Raw genomic sequence first — 19,060 nt, 5'->3', positions numbered from 1 at the left:
CCCGGCAGCCGCACCGGCCGCCGGGGCCCGTTCGCATCCCGTTCGCGTCCCGCGGGTCAGGCCAGGTCGGCGGCCTCGATCTCCTCACGGGTGATCCCGAGCAGGTACAGCACCGCGTCCAGGAAGGGCACGTTCACCGCCGTGTGCGCGGCCTCGCGGACCACCGGCTTGGCGTTGAAGGCCACGCCCAGCCCGGCCGCGTTCAGCATGTCCAGGTCGTTCGCCCCGTCACCGATCGCCACCGTCTGCGACAGCGGTACGTCGGCCTCCGCGGCGAAACGGCGCAGCAGCCGGGCCTTGCCCGCCCGGTCCACGATCTCGCCGGTGACCTTGCCCGTCAGCTTCCCGTCGACGATCTCCAGCGTGTTGGCGGAGGCGAAGTCCAGCCCCAGCCGCTCCCGTAGGTCGTCCGTGACCTGCGTGAACCCGCCGGAGACCACACCGACCTGGTAGCCGAGCCGCTTGAGCGTACGGATCAGGGTCCGCGCGCCCGGCGTCAGCTGAACCTCGGCGCGGACCTTGTCCACGACGGAGGCGTCCAGGCCCGCCAGCAGCGCCACCCGGGCGTGCAGCGACTGCTCGAAGTCCAGCTCGCCGCGCATGGCGCGCTCGGTGACCTCGGCGACCTCGGCCTCGCACCCGGCGTGCGCGGCGAACAGCTCGATGACCTCGTCCTGGATCAGCGTCGAGTCCACGTCCATGACGACGAGGCGCTGGGCCCGGCGGTGCAGCCCGGCCGAGACCACGGCCACGTCCACGCCGATGTGCGCGGAGGCGGTGGCCAGGGCGGTGCGCAGCGGCTCGGTCTCGACACCGGAGACGGCGAACTCCACCGCCGTCACCGGGTACTTGGCGAGACGGAAAATACGGTCGATGTTGCCGCCGGTCTCGGTGATCCGGGCGGCGATGGCGGCCGTGGACTCGGCGGTGAGCGGGTGCCCGAGCACGGTGACGTGGGAGCGGCCGCTGCCGCGCGGCCGGTTGTCACCGGTACCGGAGAGGATCTCGGCCTGCATCTTGAGGGACTCGGCCCAGCTGTGGACGGTGGCCCGCAGGTCGCCTTCGGCGCCGCCGGCGGGCTTGGTGACGAGGGCGCACAGGACGATGCGGCCACGGGTGACGACCTGCTCGATGTCGACGACATCGACGGAGTAGGCGGCGAGGGTGTCGAACAGCCCGGCGGTGATCCCGGGACGGTCCTTGCCGAAGATCTTGACGAGGAGGGTGGGGACGTCGGAGGTCTGCGATGCGCTCATGGTGCCCTCACCGTATCTTCCCGCCCCCACCCCAAGGACCCCCGTCCCACGTCTTGAACGCGCGCCTCAATCGCCGGCGAGGCTTCAAGACCGGGGCTCCGCCCCGAACCCCGCGCCTCACACGCCGGCGGGGCTGGATCTTTCAGCCCCTCCGGCGTTTGAGGAGCGGGGTCTGGGGCGGAGCCCCAGGGAACGGTGGAAGGGTGGGGCGGGGAGACGGCTCCGCGCAGCGGCCCTGCCCTCACCTCACCGCGGCGGCGCAGGCGGCTTGGGCGGGGGCGGCGCTCCCGGCGGGGGAGGCGGGGTGAACGGCTCCCGCCGCGGCGGCTTCGGCTGCCGGGGAGACCACGGCGGGACGCCGGTCACCGTCACGTCCCACGAGCCGTCCGCCTCCCCGCCCGCCCCGGGCCGCGGACCGTAGACCGCCCCGGGACGGGCGGCGGTCGGCGCCTCCGGGTCGGGCCACCCCTGGACGGGGCGCGGAAGGGCGGCCCGGCGCCGCGGGGCCAGCAGCGCACCCGCCGCCCCGGCCCCCGCCCCCCACACCGCACCCAGCACAAGGGCCGGCGCAAGGGCACCCCGCAGCTCCACCCCGGCATCCACCGCGTCCACCCCCAGCACCGCCAACGAGGCATCCGCCGACAGCCCCGTCAGCCACACCAGCCCCGCCAGGGCCACCGCCGTCACCGCCGACATCCGCGCCGCACACCCGAGCACCCCGCGCCCGGGAGCCCGTACCGAAGCGCGTACGGGGGTCCGTACGGCCGCCAGCACGCCCGCGTAGAGCAGCAGCAGCGCCACCCCCGCGACCAGCAGCCAGACCCGCTCGTCGTACTCCGCGAGGCGCGCCACCGTCACCGGCTCCCGCGCGGGCCCGGCCAGCAGATCGTCCAGCGGATCGGGCAGCAGCCGGGCCGGCGCCCCCTCGGCCCGCCCGCGCACCGGTACGAACAGCCCCAGCAGCACGCCCAGCCAGCTCCCGTTCGGCGCCCCCAGCAGCGCGGCCCCCACCACCCGCCGCGGATGGGCGTCGCCCTGCGCCGCCCACACCGCCGCGGCCAGCCCGGCCGCCACCGCGACCAGCAGCATCGTCAGCACCGCCGAGGCGGCCGGGCGGATCCGGGCGAGCGCGGCCGGCCCGCGCCGCGAGACCAGCAGGGCCACCGCCAGGACGGCGAGCGCCCACGCCCCCGAGCCCAGCAGCGTCGGCCCCGTCTCCACCGAGAACCCGATCCGGGTCCGTGTCTCGATCAGGTCCCCGATGCGGTCCGGGAGCAGCCCGCCGATGTCCCCGATCCCCGGGATCTCCACCTTCGCCGGGGTCTTCGGCAGCTCCGCCCCGTCCAGGGTGACCACGTCGTGCCCGGCCCAGGCCAGCCCGCCGGCCGTCGCGACGAACAGCGCCGTGAGCACGAGGACCCGGGCGGCCGTCTCGCCGGGCCCGGCCCCGGCCCGGAGCGAGCGCGCGAACACGAGGCCCAGGACCAGTGCCCCGGCCAGGGCCACCCCCAAGGGCATGACGTCCAGGGAGGTTTCGGCACCCGCCCCGACGACCCCGAAGGCCGCCACGTCACCCGAGGGGGTCACGGTGCCGCCGACCGCGAGGACCACCACGGCGGCCGTCATCGCCCCGAGCGCCCCTCCCGCGGCGTCGGCGCCCAGCAGGTGCAGCCCCAGCGCGGCCACCCCCGCCATCACGATCAGGGACCAGCCCACGGCGGCGACCGCGGACACGAGCACGTCTCCCCAACGAATGCGGCGCATGCGGTGAACCCCCGATGCCTACCGAGCGGTACGCGAGGGGACCCCCGGGCGAGAAGTCCCGTATCTCACTCTCCGGGTGACTTTCGACCCCGTCAACGGGCAGTCGTAGACGCCCCGGCAAGGCCCGGATTCCACATACGGCTGTGGGCCTGAAATAGTTCCCCCGGATGTTCGCCATCCCTAGACTCCCTGACGTCATGGGGGATTCTCGGGGGACTTAAGTGGGGCTGGAGTGCCGGAACTCGTACTGGAATTGAATGGAAGGACCTGGACGCTCGATCCGTCCAGGTCGTACTCGCTGGGGCGCGATCCCCAGGGAGATGTGGTGATCGACGACGCGCGGGTGTCGTGGCGGCATGCCACCATCGCCTGGAACGGCCAGAGTTGGGGCATCGAGGACCACGGCAGCACCAACGGCACCTACGTGCACGGGGCGCGGGTCCAGCAGACCCAGCTCGTGCCCGGCACGCCGGTCCACCTCGGCAACGCGACCGACGGCCCGCGGCTGAACCTGAGCGCCGCCGCCGCGCCGCAGCCGGCCGTGGCCCAGCAGGCCCCGGCGCAGCAGGCGCAGGCGTACGCCCAGCCGCAGGCCCCGGCGTACCAGGCCCCGCAGCAGCAGCCCCAGCAGCAGGCCTGGGGACAGCAGCAGGCGCAGCAGCCGCAGTACCAACAGCAGCCGCAGGCGCACGTCCCGCACCAGCAGGGCGGCGCCGCCGCGTCCCGCCCGGCGCAGGGCGGGGCCCCGGCCTACGGCGACCGCAGCCCGACGACGTTCCACCAGCTCTCGCTGGGCCACGTCATGCGGATCGGCCGTGCGCTGGAGAACGAGCTGGTGGTCTCCGACCTCCAGGTCTCGCGCCACCACGCCGAGTTCCGCTCGATGCCCGGCGGCCGGTTCGAGATCCACGACCTCGGCAGCCACAACGGCACCTACGTCAACGGTCAGCCGCTGGCGAAGTCCGGCACCGCGCTGCTCGGCCCGAACGACATCGTCGGCGTCGGCCACTCGACGTTCCGGATCGTCGGCGACCGCCTCGAGGAGTTCGTCGACACCGGCGAGGTCTCCTTCTCGGCCCGCCACCTCACGGTCACCGTCGACGGCGGCAAGCAGATCCTCAAGGACGTCACCTTCGGTGTCCCGGAGAAGTCGCTGATCGGCGTGATCGGCCCCTCCGGCTCCGGCAAGTCCACCCTGCTCAAGGCGCTGACCGGTTACCGGCCCGCCGACCAGGGCGACGTCCTCTACGACAACCGCAACCTGTACAAGCAGTTCGCGGAGCTCCGCCAGCGCATCGGCCTGGTCCCGCAGGACGACATCCTGCACAAGGAGCTGAAGGTCAGCACCGCGCTCAAGTACGCGGCCAAGCTCCGCTTCCCCGGCGACACCGCCGAGTCCGAGCGGGCCGCCCGCATCGACGAGGTGCTGCGCGAGCTCAAGCTCGACATCCACAAGGACAAGAAGATCACCGCGCTCTCCGGTGGTCAGCGCAAGCGCGTGTCCGTGGCCCTGGAGCTGCTCACCAAGCCCTCGCTGATCTTCCTGGACGAGCCGACCTCCGGCCTCGACCCGGGCATGGACCGCGACGTCATGCAGCTGCTGCGCGGGCTCGCCGACGACGGCCGCACGGTCCTCGTCGTCACGCACTCGGTCGCCGAGCTGGCCATCTGCGACAAGCTGCTGGTCATGGCCCCCGGCGGTTCGGTCGCGTACTTCGGTCCGCCGGACGAGGCGCTGAACTTCTTCGGCTACACCACGTGGGCGGACGTCTTCTCGGCCTTCGAGAACTACCGCGACTACGACTGGGCCGGCCGCTGGAAGGGCTCGCAGCACTACCAGCTGTACGCCGCCGACATCGACGCGGTCGCCCCGCAGTCCGTCGCGATGCCGTCGCCGCAGCAGATGATGCCCCCCAAGCCGCAGGGCTGGGGTTCGCAGCTGTGGACGCTGATCCGCCGCTACGTCTCGGTGATCGCCTCCGACAAGGGCTTCATCGGCCTGATGCTGATCCTGCCCGCGGTCCTCGGCGTGGTCTCCACGGTCATCCCCGCGACCTTCGGCCTCGCCCCGCCGACGCCGCCGTCCCAGTTCAACGGCGACGCCGGCACGATCATGCTGATCCTCGCGGTCGGCATGTGCTTCTCGGGCGCGGCCAACTCGGTCCGTGAGCTGATCAAGGAACGCGTCATCTACGAGCGTGAGCGCGCGACGGGCCTGTCCCGGTCGGCGTACCTCATGTCGAAGGTGATCGTCCTCGGCGTCATCACGGCCATCCAGGGCGTGATCATCTGCGGGATCGGCTTCTTCCCGCGCGACCTGCCCGCCGAGGGCCTGCTGATGCCGCCGGCCGTCGAGCTCTGCCTGTCGGTCATCGCGCTCGGCTTCACCTCGATGATGTTCGGCCTCGTGATCTCCTCGCTGGTGAAGACCGCAGAGAAGACCATGCCGCTGCTGGTCATGTTCGCGATCGTCCAGGTCGTCTTCACCGGCATCCTCTTCCAGGTCTACGACTCCCCGGGCCTGGAACAGTTCGCCTGGCTGATGCCGTCCCGCTGGGCCGTCGCCGCTGCCGGCACCACGCTGAACCTCGGCAAGCTCATGCCGCCGTGGGACCGCGACAACCCGACCAACACCGACCCGCTCTGGGACGCCACGGTCGGCCAGTGGAGCCTGAACATCACCGTTCTGCTGCTCCTCGGCATTGCCTGCGGCTTCCTGGTGCAGCGCCTGCTGCGCCGCCACGAGCCCGAGGTCATGCGCGCGGGCAAGTAGCCCGCGGCCGGGCCCGTACGCAGGGCCCGTACGCAGAACCCGTACGCGGGACCTCACGCACGAAACGCCTCAGGGCGGCACCCGGAAGTCCGGGTGCCGCCCTGAGGCGCATGGGGGGCTTGGGGCTACGCCAGTGGCCTAGTAGGCGCTGTTGACGTTGTCCATCGAGCCGTAGCGGTCGGCCGCGTAGTTGCAGGCGGCGACGATGTTGGCGACCGGGTCGTACTGGTCGAACTTGGTGCCCTTGACGTGGTACGTCTTGAAGGTCGGGTAGATGACCTGGAGCAGACCCTTGCTGGGGATACCGTTCTGGGCGTTGATGTCCCAGTTGTTGATCGCCATCGGGTTACCGCTGGACTCGCGCATGATGTTCTTGTGGATGCCGGCGTAGGTGCCCGGAATGCCCTCCTTCTTCATGATGAAGAGGGCTTCCTTGATCCAGCCGTCCAGGTTGTTCGCGAAGACGGGGGTGCGGGCGGCGGACCGGCTGGCGGCAGCCTTGTCCTCGCGGGCCTTCTTCGCGGCGGCCTCGGCCTTGGCCTTGGCGTCGGCGTCGGCCTTGGCCTTCGCCTTGACGGCGGCGGCCTTGGCGTTGGCGTCGGCGATGACCTGCTGCGCGGAGAGGTGGCCGTGCATTGCCTTCGTCTGCGTGCCGTTGACGGCCTGGGCCCAGGCAACGGGGGCGGCGGAGACCACCGTCTCGGCCTCGGCGGCGTCGGCCGGGACGAGGGAGAAGGCGAGCGCGGCGGCGCTGAACGTGGCGACGCCGGCAATGGACAGCTTGTGTGCCTTCGTCAGACGACTGTGACCGGGAGTGCTGGAAGCAGACATGGCGGGGCAACCTCTTCGAATCGCGGGAGCCGCAGGAAAGCGCCACGAGGATCCGGGATCCGGTGCGGCGCTGTGCGACGAGGGCAATTCTTAGCGGTGGCAAAAACCTGTGGCAAAGGTGTGACGTACGATCCGGCTTAGTGGATCAGGGGCGGGCGCCGAGGCCGCAATTCGGGCCTCGACGCTACGCCCGCCCGCACTGACAGGGCCTTTATCCGTCCACTAGGCAGCTTCGTAAGTGATGTGCGTCCTATGCGCGGGCTCACATCGGGCACGCGACGGTCTCACCGTGCGTTGCTGAAGCAATTCAATCCGTCACGGTTCTCATCCTTGAGTAGCAGATGGACGTCCCCGAACTCGTGCCAAAGGCAGAGCCGGGCCACCGCCTCGGCATACCCGAGCCGTACGGCGGCCCTCCCCGCGACCGCCTCCAGCATCAGGAGGTGGGAGGCCTGCGGCTCGTGCAGCCCGGTCAGCAGCCCGTCCACCACCCGCACCCCCCGCTCCGGCGTCACCACCAGATCCGTCCACCCGCCGGCCGGGCGCACCACCCCGCGGTCGTCCACGGCCGACTCCAGGGCCCGTACCGCCGTGGTCCCCACCGCGATCACCCTCCCGCCCGTCACCCTCGCCGCGTTCACCAGCCACGCCGTGGCCGCCGGCACCTCGTACCGCTCCGGGTACGGCGGCTCGTGCGCCTCCTGCGAGGCCACCCCCGTGTGCAGGGTCAGCGGCGCGAACTGCACCCCCCGGCTCACCAGCCGCGCCACCAGCTCCGCGGTGAAGGGCCGCCCCGCACTCGGCATCTCCGCCGAGCCCGACCCGTCGGCCGCTGGCACCGCGAACACCGTCTGATAGGCGGACAGCGGCTGGTCCCGCTCCGTGTACGCGTACCGGATCGGCCGCCCGTACGCCCGCAGCAGCGCCGGTACGTCGTCCCGCGAGGGCCGCGCCCACCACAGCCGGTCCGCGCCCGCCGCGAGCGGCTCCTCCAGTACGAGGGCCTGCCCGCCCGGCAGCTCCACCACCGCCCCCGCGGGGCCCCCGGCGCGGGGCCGGGTCGTCCCCCCGCCCGCCGGGCCGCGCAGCTCCACCGCCCAGCGGCCGTCGTCGCCCCGGGTCGAGAAGTGCACCACCAGGTCCTCGCCGCCGAGCCGGGCGCCCACGGCGGCCGCCAGCGTCGCCGAGGTGTTCACCACCAGTACGTCCCCGGCCCGCAGCAGGTCCGGCAGCTCCCGGAAGGCGCGCAGCGACACCTCTTGACCGCCCCCGGACACCAGCAGCCGCACCGCGTCCCGCCCGAGCCCCGGCCCCCGCTGCTCGGCCGGAACCCGGGCCAGCAGGTCCGGCGGAATGTCCGGTATATACAGTCCCTTCTCCGGGGGCGCCGAACGCCCGCTCACCGCAGGACCCCCGCGTCCGCCGTGCCGTCCGCCGTGCGCGACGCCGCATCGCCCGCCCTGCGCCGTGCCGGACCGTCCGCCGTGCCTCCCGCTGTCCCGTCCGCTGTCCCGTCCGCCGGGGTGCCCGACGTACCGCCGGGCTCCGGGTCCGGCCCGCCGCCCCTTCCCGCCTCCTCGGACGCCCGGCCCGCCGCCAGGCGCTCGGTCAGGCGCTCGGCCAGGCGCTCCGCCGTGTACCGCCCGCTCGGCAGCCCCTCCGCCACCAGCCGCAGCAGCACCGGTGCCACCTCTTCCGGCGTCGGCAGCCCCGCCAGGTCCTCCCCGGGCTCGGCCGCCGCCATCATCCGCGTACGCATCGAGCCCGGGTCCGCCCACCACACCCGCAGCCCGGGCTCCTCCACCGCCAGCACGCCCGACAGCAGGTCCCCCGCCGCCTTGGTCGCCCCGTACGCCCCCCACGTCGCGTACGCCACCACCGCCGCGTCCGAGCTGATGTTCAGCACCGCCCCGGCCTCCGCGGCCCGCAGCAGCGGCAGCCCCTCCTGGACCAGCCCCAGCGCCCCCACCACATTCACCTCGAAGGCCTCGCGCAGCCCCTCCAGCGAGTGGACCGCCAGCGGCACCAGCGGCTCCGCCCCCAGCACCCCCGCGTTGTTCACCAGCAGGTCCAGCCCGCCCAGCTCCCGCGCCGCCGCCACCAGCGCCGCCCGGTGCGCCCCCGAGGACACGTCCCCGGCCACCGGCACCACCCGCACCCCCGAGGCACGGGCCCGCGCCGCCGTGTCCTCCAGCGCCGCCGCGCCCCGCGCACCCAGCACCAGGTCCCAGCCCCGCGCCGCCAGCTCCCCGGCCAGCGCCCGGCCCAGCCCCCTGGACGCCCCCGTCACGATCGCCACCGACATGACAGCTCCCTCACCCTCGCGTTCCGATCAGCAGATGCCCCCAACGTAGGAAGGGCCCGCCCGGCGCCGCGTCGGCCGCGGGCCCCACCCGTACGGGTCCCTTGGACCTACGTCCACCGGGGGATGCCCAGGTCCGATCCCGCAGGTCAGGCCCGCGGGTACGGTGAGGCCATGACCGCAAGCCCCCTGCAGGGCGGACCCCGCAGCGGCCTGGCCGCCGTGAGCACCGCACTGCTCGCGATGAGCCGCCGCCTGGAGGTCCGCGACGTCCTGCGCACGATCGTGGCGTCGGCCCGCGAGCTCCTGGACGCCGAGTACGCGGCCCTGGGCGTCCCGGACGACCACGGCGGCTTCGCCCAGTTCGTCGTGGACGGCATCACCGCGGAGCAGTGGCGCCGCATCGGCCCGCTGCCCCGCCAGCACGGCATCCTCGCCGCGATGCTCCACGAGGACGACCCCCAGCGGCTGGCCGACGTACGCGAGGACCCGCGCTTCGAGGGCTGGCCCGAAGCCCACCCCGACATGTCCGACTTCCTCGGCATGCCCGTCCGGGACGGCGAGGAGACCCTCGCCGCGATCTTCCTCGCGAACAAGCGGAGCGCCCCCGGGGGCCCGCGCGGCTTCACCGACGAGGACCAGGAGCTCCTCTCCCTCCTCGCCCAGCACGCGGCCATCGCCCTCACCAATGCCCGCCTCTACGAGCGCAGCCGCGAGCTCACCATCGCCGAGGAGCGCTCCCGGCTCGCCCACGAGCTGCACGACGCCGTCAGCCAGAAGCTCTTCTCGCTCCGCCTGACCGCCCAGGCCGCCGCTGCCCTCGTCGACCGCGACCCGGCCCGCGCCAAGGACGAGCTCCAGCAGGTGGCCGCCCTCGCGGCGGAGGCCGCCGACGAACTGCGGGCCGCCGTGACCGAGCTCCGCCCCGCCGCACTGGACGAGGACGGACTGGTCGCCACCCTGCGCACGCACGTCCACGTACTCGACCGCGCCCACACCGCGCACGTCACCTTCACGTGTGACGGCGTACGGGCCCTCCCCGCGACCCAGGAGGAAGCGGTCCTCCGCGTCGCGCAGGAGGCCCTCCACAACGCCCTGCGCCACTCGGGCGCCGACCGCGTCGAGGTAGTCCTTACCCGGACGCCCGCCGGCGGCGCCGTCCTCAAGGTCGTCGACTCCGGCAAGGGCTTCGACCCCCGGTTCGTCCGCCGGGCGGGCCGCCACCTGGGCCTGGTCTCCATGCGGGACCGAGCGGACGGCGTCGGCGGCCGGCTCACCGTGCACTCGAAGCCCGGTCAGGGCACGACGATCGAGATGGAGGTACCCGGTGGCTGAGAGCCCCGGCCGCGGCGGCAGCCGCGTTCGCGTACTGCTGGTCGACGACCACCAGGTGGTCCGGCGCGGCCTGCGCACCTTCCTGGAGGTCCAGGAGGACATCGAGGTGGTCGGCGAGGCCTCCGACGGCGAGGAGGGCATCGCCCGCGCCGAGGAGCTGCGGCCCGACGTGATCCTCATGGACATCAAGATGCCGGGCACCGACGGGATCGAGGCGCTGCGCAGACTGCGCGAGCTGGCGAACCCGGCGCGGGTGCTGATCGTCACCAGCTTCACGGAGCAGCGGACCGTGGTCCCCGCACTGCGGGCCGGCGCCGCCGGATACGTCTACAAGGACATCGACCCCGACGCCCTGGCCGGAGCCATCCGCTCCGTCCACGCCGGCCACGTGCTGCTCCAGCCGGAGGTCGCGGTGGCCCTGCTCTCCCAGGAGGACCAGGGCCCCTCGGCGGGCCGGCCCGGCTCGCTGACCGACCGCGAGCGCGAGGTGCTCGGCCTGATCGCGGACGGCCGGTCCAACCGGGAGATCGCCCGGGCGCTGGTGCTGTCCGAGAAGACGGTCAAGACCCACGTCTCGAACATCCTGATGAAGTTGGACCTTTCCGACCGTACTCAGGCCGCATTGTGGGCGGTCAGGCACGGACTCGCCGAATAAGCGACGTAAATCGGACCGTCTAGTTCCGGACTGAGATTCATACGGTCGGGTGTATGTCGCCCACATGGCGTATCCCCGCCGCGGCGCGACCGTTCTCCATGACGTGCCGCGGCGGCTGGTCGCGGCAGACGTACTGGAGGACGAGAACGTGAAGAACTTCAAGAAGGCCGCAGCCGTCACCATGATCGCGGGCGGCCTCCTGGCCGCCGGCGCCGGTGTCTCCTCGGCGCACGGCGGTGCGTCGGCGGAGGGCGAGGCCCTGAACTCGCCCGGCGTGGCCTCCGGGAACCTGCTCCAGGTCCCCGTCCACGTCCCCGTGAACGTGGTCGGCAACACGGTCAACGTGATCGGCCTGCTCAACGGCGCCTTCGGCAACACCGGAGTCAACGCCTGACGCGCCCCTCGCGCACCACGGCCCCGCTTCCCCCCTCTCCCCGGGAAGCGGGGCCGCGGCACGTCTCCCACTCGGCCCTGCTTTCCAGCGCCGCCGGGCACGTCCAGCCCCTCCGGCGTTTGAGGCGCGGGGCTGGGGCGGAGCCCCAGGAGCCCCAGGAGCCCCGGCGCAGCCGGCCCGGCCTAGCCCGCCTCCACGGCCGAGTTGTACGCCGCGACGAGCGCCCGCCGGGCCACCCGCTCCACGGGCCGCAACACCTCCGCCCGAGCCGCCATCTCCGAGGCGGCCACCGCACCCCCGTGCCCGTTCTCGTACGCCAGCGACACCATCAGGTCCACCCGCTGCGCCAGCGCCAGCACCCGCACCGCCCGCGCCGGGTACCCCGGAGCCAGCGCGTCCCGCCCCGCCTCCGCCCGCGCCCGGTACGCCGACAGCGCCGCCTCCGCCACCGGCCCCGACCCGGCCACGTCCAGCCGGGTCAGCGCCACCGTCGCCTCGCGCAGCGCCTCCGCCAGCTCCCGCTCCGCCTCGCTCAGCGACGGCACGTCCGCCGGCGGTGCCTCCCGTACCGGCAGGCAGTGCCAGGTCACCGACACGTGCACGTCACCCTCGGGCCCCACCTCGGCGACCTCGGGTACGAGCCCCAGCGCGGCCCCCGCGCACACCACGGCCTCCTCGGCCTCCAGCGCCCGCGCATTGAACTCCGGCGGCCCGCTCAGCCCCAGCGGATGCCCCGGCGCCGGCAGCGCCACCCGCAGCCCCGTCACCCCCAGCGCCCGCAGCCGGCCGAGCGCCAGGGTGAGCCCCACGGGGCCCGTCTCACCCGGCAGCCCCTCCACCCGGTGCACGGCGTCCTCGCCCACGATCGACAACACGGCCTCGTCGGGCGAGACCAGACCGGCCAGCAGAGCGTTCCCCCAGGCGGCCAGCCGCCCTGAACGTGGTTCGAAAAGCATCCCCCCACTTTACGGATCGCACCCGGCACCGGGCCCCGGCCCCGGACCCCTCTCCGAGTGGCGTAGGTTTTCCCCTGGGGCTGCGTCTACCGGCGCACAGAGAACCGTGACTGCAAGGGGTGACAACACGCTCATGAGCGATGTTCTGGAGCTGGTGGACGTATCCGTGGTCCGCGAGGGCCGGGCTCTGGTGGACCAGGTCTCCTGGTCGGTGAAGGAGGGGGAGCGCTGGGTGATCCTCGGCCCCAACGGTGCCGGCAAGACCACTCTGCTGAACCTCGCCTCCAGCTACCTCTTCCCCACCAAGGGAACCGCCACCATCCTCGGCGGCACCCTCGGCAAGCCCGGCACCGACGTGTTCGAGCTGCGCCCCCGCATCGGTGTCGCCGGCATCGCGATGGCCGACAAGCTGCCCAAGCGGCAGACCGTGCTGGAGACCGTCCTCACCGCCGCCTACGGCATGACGGCGACCTGGCAGGAGGAGTACGAGGAGATCGACGAGCAGCGCGCCCGCGCCTTCCTCGACCGCCTCGGCATGACCGAGTACCTCGACCGGAAGTTCGGCACCCTCTCCGAGGGCGAGCGCAAGCGCACGCTGATCGCCCGCGCCCTGATGACCGACCCCGAGCTGCTGCTCCTCGACGAGCCCGCCGCCGGTCTGGACCTCGGTGGCCGCGAGGACCTCGTACGCCGCCTCGGCCGGCTCGCCCGCGACCCGCTCGCCCCCTCCATGGTCATGGTCACGCACCACGTCGAGGAGATCGCCCCCGGCTTCACCCACGTCCTGATGATCCGTCAGGGCAAGGTCGTCACCGCGGGCCCGATCGACCTCGAACTGACCTCCCGCAACCTCTCCCTCTGCTTCGGCCTCCCCCTGGTCGTCGAGCGCAACGGGAGCGACCGCTGGACCGCCCAGGGTCTCCCCCTGGGTCAGTAACGGGCCCCCGCACCCTGTCCGGACCGCGCCCGTCGGACCTACCATGACCATGTGGACATCGACGCATGGGTGTGGTGGCTCATCGGCGCGGTCGGACTGGGCATCCCCCTGGTCCTGACGGCGATGCCGGAATTCGGCATGTTCGCCGTCGGCGCCGTCGCGGCCGCCGTCACGGCGGCCCTCGGCGGGGGAGTGGTGGCACAGGTCCTGGTCTTCGTGATCGTGTCGGTCGCGCTCATCGCCGTCATACGGCCCATCGCCAACCGGCACCGGGACCAGCGCCCCCAACACCGCAGCGGCATCGACGCGTTGAGGGGCAGAACCGCCGTCGTCCTCGAACGCGTCGACGGCACCGACGGCCGCATCAAGCTCGCCGGCGAGATCTGGTCCGCGCGCACCCTCGACGCGGACAGCAGTTTCGAACCGGGCCAGTCCGTGGACGTCGTGGAGATCGACGGGGCGACCGCCGTCGTCATGTGACAAGCAGCCTGCTCGCAGCCCGCGGGTCTGCGAGACTCCGTTCAACGGGGCAGCACAGACAGCCGGAAGGGCACGGGGAACCGCATGTCATCGATCATCATCGTCCTGATCATTCTGGTGGTTCTGGTCTTCATCGCACTGGTCAAGACGATCCAGGTGATCCCGCAGGCCAGCGCCGCCATCGTCGAGCGGTTCGGCCGCTACACCCGCACGCTCAACGCGGGCCTCAACATCGTCGTCCCGTTCATCGACTCGATCCGCAACCGCATCGACCTCCGCGAACAGGTCGTCCCCTTCCCGCCGCAGCCGGTCATCACCCAGGACAACCTGGTCGTCAACATCGACACCGTCATCTACTACCAGGTGACCGACGCCCGCGCCGCGACGTACGAGGTGGCCAGCTACATCCAGGCCATCGAGCAGCTCACCGTCACCACGCTGCGCAACATCATCGGCGGCATGGACCTGGAGCGGACCCTCACCTCCCGCGAGGAGATCAACGCGGCACTGCGCGGGGTCCTCGACGAGGCCACCGGCAAGTGGGGCATCCGCGTCAACCGCGTCGAGCTCAAGGCCATCGAGCCGCCGACCTCCATCCAGGACTCGATGGAGAAGCAGATGCGCGCCGACCGCGACAAGCGCGCCGCGATCCTCCAGGCCGAGGGTGTCCGGCAGTCCGAGATCCTGCGCGCCGAGGGTGAGAAGCAGTCCTCCATCCTGCGCGCCGAGGGTGACGCCAAGGCCGCCGCGCTGCGCGCCGAGGGCGAGGCCCAGGCCATCCGCACGGTGTTCGAGTCCATCCACGCCGGCGACGCCGACCAGAAGCTCCTCGCCTACCAGTACCTCCAGATGCTCCCGAAGATCGCCGAAGGCGATGCCAACAAGCTCTGGATCGTGCCGAGCGAGATCGGCGACGCCCTCAAGGGCCTCTCCGGCGCCATGGGCAACTTCGGCCCCATGGGCGGCGGTTCCGGCTTCAACCCGCAGAACGCCGGCAAGGACGGCGGCGGCATCCCCGGCGCACGGGACAAGGACGCCGCGGAGCGCCGCGAACAGCCCCCGATCGACTGAACGGCCGTCCCCTCCTGCATGATCAGTGAGGCCCCTCGACCTTCATGGCGGGGAGGCGACTCACTCATGCAAAGGGGATGGCACAGTCCATGTCCATCTGGGAATCACTCGCGGTCCTCGCCGCCGGCATCGGCGCGGGCACGATCAACACCATCGTCGGCTCCGGCACCCTGATCACCTTCCCGGTGCTGCTGGCGACCGGCCTGCCGCCGGTCACCGCCAACGTGTCCAACACCCTGGGCCTGGTCCCCGGTTCGATCAGCGGAGCCATCGGCTACCGCAAGGAACTCCAGGGTCAGCGCGCCCGCGTCGTGCGGCTCGGCGCCGTGTCCCTCGTCGGCGGATTCGCGGGCGCGGTCCTGCTCCTCACCCTGCCGTCGGACTCCTTCGACACGATCGTGCCCGTCCTGATCGGACTCGCCCTCGTGCTCGTCGTCCTCCAGCCCCGGCTCGCCGCCGCCCTGCGCCGACGCCAGGAAGCGGCCGGAGGCGATACGAGCCACCCCGACGGCGGCCCGGTCCTGCTCGGCGGCATGCTGGTCTCCAGCGCGTACGGAGGCTACTTCGGAGCCGCCCAGGGCGTGCTCTACCTCGGCCTGATGGGCCTGCTGCTCCGCGACGACCTGCAACGGATCAACGCCGTCAAGAACGTCATCGCCGCCATGGTGAACGGCATCGCGGCCGTCGTCTTCCTCTTCGTCGCCGACTTCGACTGGACGGCCGTCCTCCTCATCGCCGTCGGCTCCACCATCGGCGGCCAGATCGGCGCCAAGGTGGGCCGCAAGCTCTCGCCGACCGTCCTGCGCGCGGTCATCGTGACGGTCGGCCTCATCGCCATCGTCCAGCTGCTGGTCAGCTGAGCGACGTAGGAAAGCTACGTCGCCCAGCGCGCACGACTACCAGGCGAGCGGGTATCCGACTAGGCGGAGCGCTCCAGCCACTCCGGCAGCGCCTCCCGCGCACCCACCCCCAGGGCCAGCAGCATCGCGTCCGCCGGAGACGGCACGAAGGGCTTCCGGAGCAGCGGCATCCCCGCCTCCTCCGGAGTCCGGGCCGCCTTGCGGTGGTTGTCCTCGGCGCAGGACGCCACCGTGTTCAGCCAGGTGTCCCCGCCCCCCTGGGCCCGCGGCAGCACGTGGTCCACGGTCGTCGCGCGCTTCCCGCAGTACGCGCAACGGTGCTGGTCCCGGACCAGCACCCCCCTCCGTGACCAGGGAGCATGTCTTCGGAAGGGCACCCGGACGTACCTGCAGAGCCTGATCACCCGGGGCATCGGAAGATCCATGGTGGCGGCGCGCACGCGCAGTTCGGGATGCGACTGTTCGACGACGGCCTTGTCCTGCAGTACCAGGACGACAGCCCGGTTCAGGGTCACCGTCGACAGCGGCTCGAAGCTCGCATTCAGCACCAGCGTGTCCCGCATCTCGCCCACCTCCCGTGTGCAGGCCCGCGACCACACTGGCGGCAGGGCCCGCGACCACTCTGGCCGCGCGCGCCACGCGGGACAACGCAATAAAAATGCCCGGTCCTGGCCTTCTTTAGACCAGGACCGGGCAAACGCTCGGAGAACGATCAGCGGGCGGGCGACTCGTACTCGGCGATCAGCTGGGCCCGCCCGAGGGCGTGGAACCGCAGATGGAAACCGACCACCGCGGGCGACGAGTCCGCGTCCGGGCCGAGCTGCTCCGTGTCCACCGCGTACACGGTGAACACGTAGCGGTGCCGCTCGCCGCGCGGCGGAGCCGCCCCGCCGAAGTCCCGCGTGCCGTAGTCGTTCCGCGCGTGCACGGCCCCCTCCGGCAGCCCCGTGAAGTCCCCGCTGCCCGCCCCGGCCGGCAGCTCCGTCACCGACACCGGCAGGTCGAAGAGCACCCAGTGCCAGAACCCGCTGCCCGTGGGCGCGTCCGGGTCGAAGCAGGTCACGGCGAAGCTCTTCGTGCCCTCGGGGAAGCCCTCCCACCGCAGCTGCGGCGAGATGTTCTTGCCCGTGAGGACCTGGGCCGCGTGCAGATCGGCTCCGTCGGTGACGTCCTCGCTGGTCACCGTGAAGGACGGCACCTCGGGGTGGAAGTCGTGCGGAAGGGGCGCCCTGCTCTGGTCTGACACTGCTGAACCTCCGGGAGGGGGAGACAAAGGATCCGCGTCCGCGCACGGACGCGGATCCGAGCCTAGAACCAGTTGCGCTGCGAACCGACGCCGGCGATCCACTGGTTCAGGTAAGCCGCCCAGTCGGTGTCCTGGTACGAGTGCAGACCCACCTGGAAGCAGCGGTAGGTGTCGCTGCCCTCGCTGAACAGACCCGGCTTCTTGTCCATCTCCAGGACGACGTCCATCTCCCGGCCGTCCGAGACGAAGGTCAGCTCGACCTGGTTCAGCCCGCGGTACTGCGACGGCGGCAGGAACTCGATCTCCTGGTAGAAGGGCAGCGACTGGCGCGTCCCGCGGATGTGCCCGCGCTCCATGTCCGCGCTGCGGAAGGAGAAGCCGAGCTGCCGGAAGGCGTCGAGGATCGCCTGCTGCGCCGGCACCGGGTGCACGTTGATCGGGTCGAGGTCACCCGCGTCCACCGCGCGCGCGATCTCCAGCTCGGTGCTCACCCCGATGTTCATCCCGTGCAGGTGCTGCCCCCCGAAGTGGGTGATCGGCGTCTCCCAGGGGATCTCCAGCCCGAACGGCACCACGTGCAGTGCGCCGGCCTCCACCTTGAAGGCACCGCCGAGACGCTGCTTCGTGAAGACCACGTCCTGCTTGTACTCCTGGTCACCACCCTCGACCTCGACCCGCGCCTGCAGCCCGACGGACAGCCCCTCGATCTGCTGCTCCACGGATCCGCCCTGGATCCGGACCTCGCCCTGGACGATTCCGCCCGGCACGACGTTCGGCTCGGTGATGATCGTGTCCACCGAGGCACCACCGGCACCCAGGCTCGCGAACAGCTTCCTGAACCCCATGCTCAAACTCCCTGATACGGATCTAAGGACTGGCGACTACGCAGCGCCTACCCCTTACCAACGCGGAACCTTAGGCCCCGGTTGCAGGAGAGCGCGTTCCACTACGCTCGACCGGATGAGCGCGCGCCCCGACCGTACGCCCCTGCCCCGGTCCTTCTTCGACCGCCCGGTCCTCACCGTGGCCCCTGACCTCCTCGGCCGCACCCTGGTGCGCCGTACCCCGGACGGCCCCATCGAACTGCGCATCACGGAGGTGGAGGCGTACGAGGGGGAGTCCGACCCCGGCTCGCACGCCTACCGCGGCCGCACCGCCCGCAACGCATCGATGTTCGGTCCGCCCGGACACGCGTACGTCTACTTCATCTACGGCATGTGGTTCAGCCTCAACCTGGTGTGCGGCCCACCGGACCACGCGAGCGGGGTCCTGATCCGCGCCGGGGAGATCACGGCGGGCGCCGACCTCGCAGTCAAACGTCGACTTTCAGCCAGAAGCCCGAGGGAACTCGCCAAAGGCCCGGCCCGTCTGGCCACCGCGCTGGAGGTGGACCGGTCCCTCGACGGCACCGACCTCTGCGCCGGCCCCGATTCCCCCTTGTCCCTCCTCGCCGGTCTCCCCGCCTCGCCCGACCTGGTGAGCAGTGGCCCGCGCACGGGAGTCGGCGGAGCCGGCGCCGCTCATCCGTACCGGTTCTGGATCACCCACGACCCGACGGTGAGCCCGTACCGTGCCCATGCGCCACGCCGCCGCTCAACTTGACTCGGCCCGGCCACACGCCTAACGTAGCCCGAGCCGCTTGAACGGGGCACTGCCATCAGCAGACCCCCGGGGCGGCCAACCCACTACCTACGACTTACCCCTGGCGGGGTCCTATTCGGCATGCCCGAATTCCTTCGCCAACCACTCGATTATGAATGGCAAGGGATAAGCGCTAACGTGGTGGAGCGCCGAAAGGCAAAGACCCCCAACGGTCACCGAATTCAAATCCAAGTCGGAAACGACGCGGAAATGATCTGGTAGAGTTGGAAACGCAAGAACACAGAACGAAAGCCCGGAGGAAAGCCCCAGCGAATGTAGCTGCGGGTGAGTACAAAGGAAGCGTCCGTTCCTTGAGAACTCAACAGCGTGCCAAAAATCAACGCCAGAAGTTGATACCCCGTCCACTTCGGTGGATGAGGTTCCTTTGAAAAAGACCTGTGAGGTCGCCTTCGGGTGATGCTTGCAGGCAATTACACAGCGAGGACGCAGTGGTCAGTCGGTCATATTCCGACATGACTGGCCCGCTCTAAGTGCGTGTGCACCCGATTACGGGTAAACATTCATGGAGAGTTTGATCCTGGCTCAGGACGAACGCTGG

17 protein-coding genes and 1 pseudogene are annotated in these 19,060 nt (G+C 71.6%); 9 read left to right on the top strand and 9 right to left on the bottom strand.

The window, feature by feature from the left end:
- Window positions 1–56: 56 nt before the first annotated feature.
- The gene (gene serB / locus AB0D29_RS12165; protein ID WP_030773088.1) at window positions 57–1,256 is read right to left on the bottom strand and encodes a phosphoserine phosphatase SerB; all 1,200 of its coding nucleotides are present in this window, start codon (window positions 1,254–1,256) and stop codon (window positions 57–59) included.
- A 246-nt stretch (window positions 1,257–1,502) separates the two neighbouring features.
- Window positions 1,503–3,020 (bottom strand): streptophobe family protein, encoded by a 1,518-nt coding sequence (locus tag AB0D29_RS12160; RefSeq protein WP_362853641.1) that lies wholly within the window; start codon window positions 3,018–3,020, stop codon window positions 1,503–1,505.
- A 253-nt stretch (window positions 3,021–3,273) separates the two neighbouring features.
- On the opposite strand from AB0D29_RS12160, the gene AB0D29_RS12155 reads away from it, so the two are divergent.
- On the top strand, window positions 3,274–5,793 hold the full coding sequence (locus AB0D29_RS12155; protein WP_362854017.1) for an FHA domain-containing protein: 2,520 nt from the start codon (window positions 3,274–3,276) through the stop codon (window positions 5,791–5,793).
- A 138-nt stretch (window positions 5,794–5,931) separates the two neighbouring features.
- Here AB0D29_RS12155 and AB0D29_RS12150 read toward each other — a convergent pair whose 3' ends face one another.
- The 3 genes and pseudogenes from AB0D29_RS12150 to AB0D29_RS12140 form a co-directional block, all read right to left on the bottom strand.
- A complete protein-coding gene (locus AB0D29_RS12150; RefSeq protein WP_362853639.1) occupies window positions 5,932–6,624 on the bottom strand; it encodes a transglycosylase SLT domain-containing protein in 693 nt (230 codons plus the stop codon).
- Window positions 6,625–6,908: 284 nt separating this feature from the next.
- Window positions 6,909–8,027: an S-adenosylmethionine:tRNA ribosyltransferase-isomerase gene (locus AB0D29_RS12145; protein ID WP_362853638.1), complete on the bottom strand. Its 1,119-nt coding sequence runs from the start codon at window positions 8,025–8,027 to the stop codon at window positions 6,909–6,911.
- A gap of 227 nt (window positions 8,028–8,254) precedes the next feature.
- Window positions 8,255–8,929, bottom strand: a pseudogene (locus tag AB0D29_RS12140) (SDR family NAD(P)-dependent oxidoreductase); the annotation flags it as partial.
- 186 nt (window positions 8,930–9,115) lie between these two features.
- Here AB0D29_RS12140 and AB0D29_RS12135 point away from each other — a divergent pair.
- The 3 genes from AB0D29_RS12135 (at window position 9,116) to AB0D29_RS12125 (ending at window position 11,310) form a co-directional block, all read left to right on the top strand.
- On the top strand, window positions 9,116–10,261 hold the full coding sequence (locus AB0D29_RS12135; protein WP_362854016.1) for a GAF domain-containing sensor histidine kinase: 1,146 nt from the start codon (window positions 9,116–9,118) through the stop codon (window positions 10,259–10,261).
- Window positions 10,254–10,916 carry a response regulator transcription factor gene (locus AB0D29_RS12130; RefSeq protein WP_362853637.1) on the top strand — a complete coding sequence of 221 codons (663 nt, stop codon included), beginning with the start codon at window positions 10,254–10,256 and terminating at the stop codon, window positions 10,914–10,916. The genes AB0D29_RS12135 and AB0D29_RS12130 overlap by 8 nt, the downstream gene beginning before the upstream one ends.
- Before the next feature lie 148 nt (window positions 10,917–11,064).
- Window positions 11,065–11,310 carry a chaplin gene (locus AB0D29_RS12125; protein WP_362854014.1) on the top strand — a complete coding sequence of 82 codons (246 nt, stop codon included), beginning with the start codon at window positions 11,065–11,067 and terminating at the stop codon, window positions 11,308–11,310.
- Window positions 11,311–11,492: 182 nt separating this feature from the next.
- On the opposite strand, the gene AB0D29_RS12120 is transcribed toward AB0D29_RS12125, so the two are convergent.
- Entirely contained in the window at window positions 11,493–12,266 is a 774-nt protein-coding gene (locus AB0D29_RS12120) for a hypothetical protein (protein WP_362853636.1), read from the bottom strand.
- A 133-nt stretch (window positions 12,267–12,399) separates the two neighbouring features.
- Here AB0D29_RS12120 and AB0D29_RS12115 point away from each other — a divergent pair, with 133 nt between their 5' ends.
- The 4 genes from AB0D29_RS12115 (at window position 12,400) to AB0D29_RS12100 (ending at window position 15,614) form a co-directional block, all read left to right on the top strand.
- On the top strand, window positions 12,400–13,203 hold the full coding sequence (locus AB0D29_RS12115; protein ID WP_351299372.1) for an ABC transporter ATP-binding protein: 804 nt from the start codon (window positions 12,400–12,402) through the stop codon (window positions 13,201–13,203).
- A gap of 51 nt (window positions 13,204–13,254) precedes the next feature.
- Complete coding sequence (locus AB0D29_RS12110) at window positions 13,255–13,683, top strand: NfeD family protein (RefSeq protein ID WP_362853634.1); 429 nt, start codon at window positions 13,255–13,257, stop codon at window positions 13,681–13,683.
- Between the two features lie 84 nt (window positions 13,684–13,767).
- Window positions 13,768–14,754 carry an SPFH domain-containing protein gene (locus AB0D29_RS12105; RefSeq protein ID WP_362853633.1) on the top strand — a complete coding sequence of 329 codons (987 nt, stop codon included), beginning with the start codon at window positions 13,768–13,770 and terminating at the stop codon, window positions 14,752–14,754.
- Window positions 14,755–14,843: 89 nt separating this feature from the next.
- The gene (locus AB0D29_RS12100) at window positions 14,844–15,614 is read left to right on the top strand and encodes a sulfite exporter TauE/SafE family protein (RefSeq protein ID WP_362853632.1); all 771 of its coding nucleotides are present in this window, start codon (window positions 14,844–14,846) and stop codon (window positions 15,612–15,614) included.
- 59 nt (window positions 15,615–15,673) lie between these two features.
- Here AB0D29_RS12100 and AB0D29_RS12095 read toward each other — a convergent pair whose 3' ends face one another.
- The 3 genes from AB0D29_RS12095 to AB0D29_RS12085 form a co-directional block, all read right to left on the bottom strand.
- Window positions 15,674–16,177: an HNH endonuclease gene (locus AB0D29_RS12095; RefSeq protein ID WP_030717062.1), complete on the bottom strand. Its 504-nt coding sequence runs from the start codon at window positions 16,175–16,177 to the stop codon at window positions 15,674–15,676.
- Window positions 16,178–16,326: 149 nt separating this feature from the next.
- Complete coding sequence (locus tag AB0D29_RS12090; protein WP_362853630.1) at window positions 16,327–16,860, bottom strand: YbhB/YbcL family Raf kinase inhibitor-like protein; 534 nt, start codon at window positions 16,858–16,860, stop codon at window positions 16,327–16,329.
- A gap of 62 nt (window positions 16,861–16,922) precedes the next feature.
- Entirely contained in the window at window positions 16,923–17,705 is a 783-nt protein-coding gene (locus AB0D29_RS12085; RefSeq protein ID WP_030717068.1) for a sporulation protein, read from the bottom strand.
- Between the two features lie 115 nt (window positions 17,706–17,820).
- Between AB0D29_RS12085 and AB0D29_RS12080 the strand changes: the two genes are divergently transcribed.
- Window positions 17,821–18,462: a DNA-3-methyladenine glycosylase gene (locus AB0D29_RS12080; RefSeq protein ID WP_362853628.1), complete on the top strand. Its 642-nt coding sequence runs from the start codon at window positions 17,821–17,823 to the stop codon at window positions 18,460–18,462.
- Window positions 18,463–19,060: the final 598 nt, after the last annotated feature.

It is taken from the genome of Streptomyces sp. NPDC048424 (assembly GCF_040651555.1).
GTDB lineage: Bacteria > Actinomycetota > Actinomycetes > Streptomycetales > Streptomycetaceae > Streptomyces.
The sequence above is the reverse complement of the archived record's forward strand: the minus strand, read 5'-3'. Positions and strand labels throughout refer to the sequence as shown.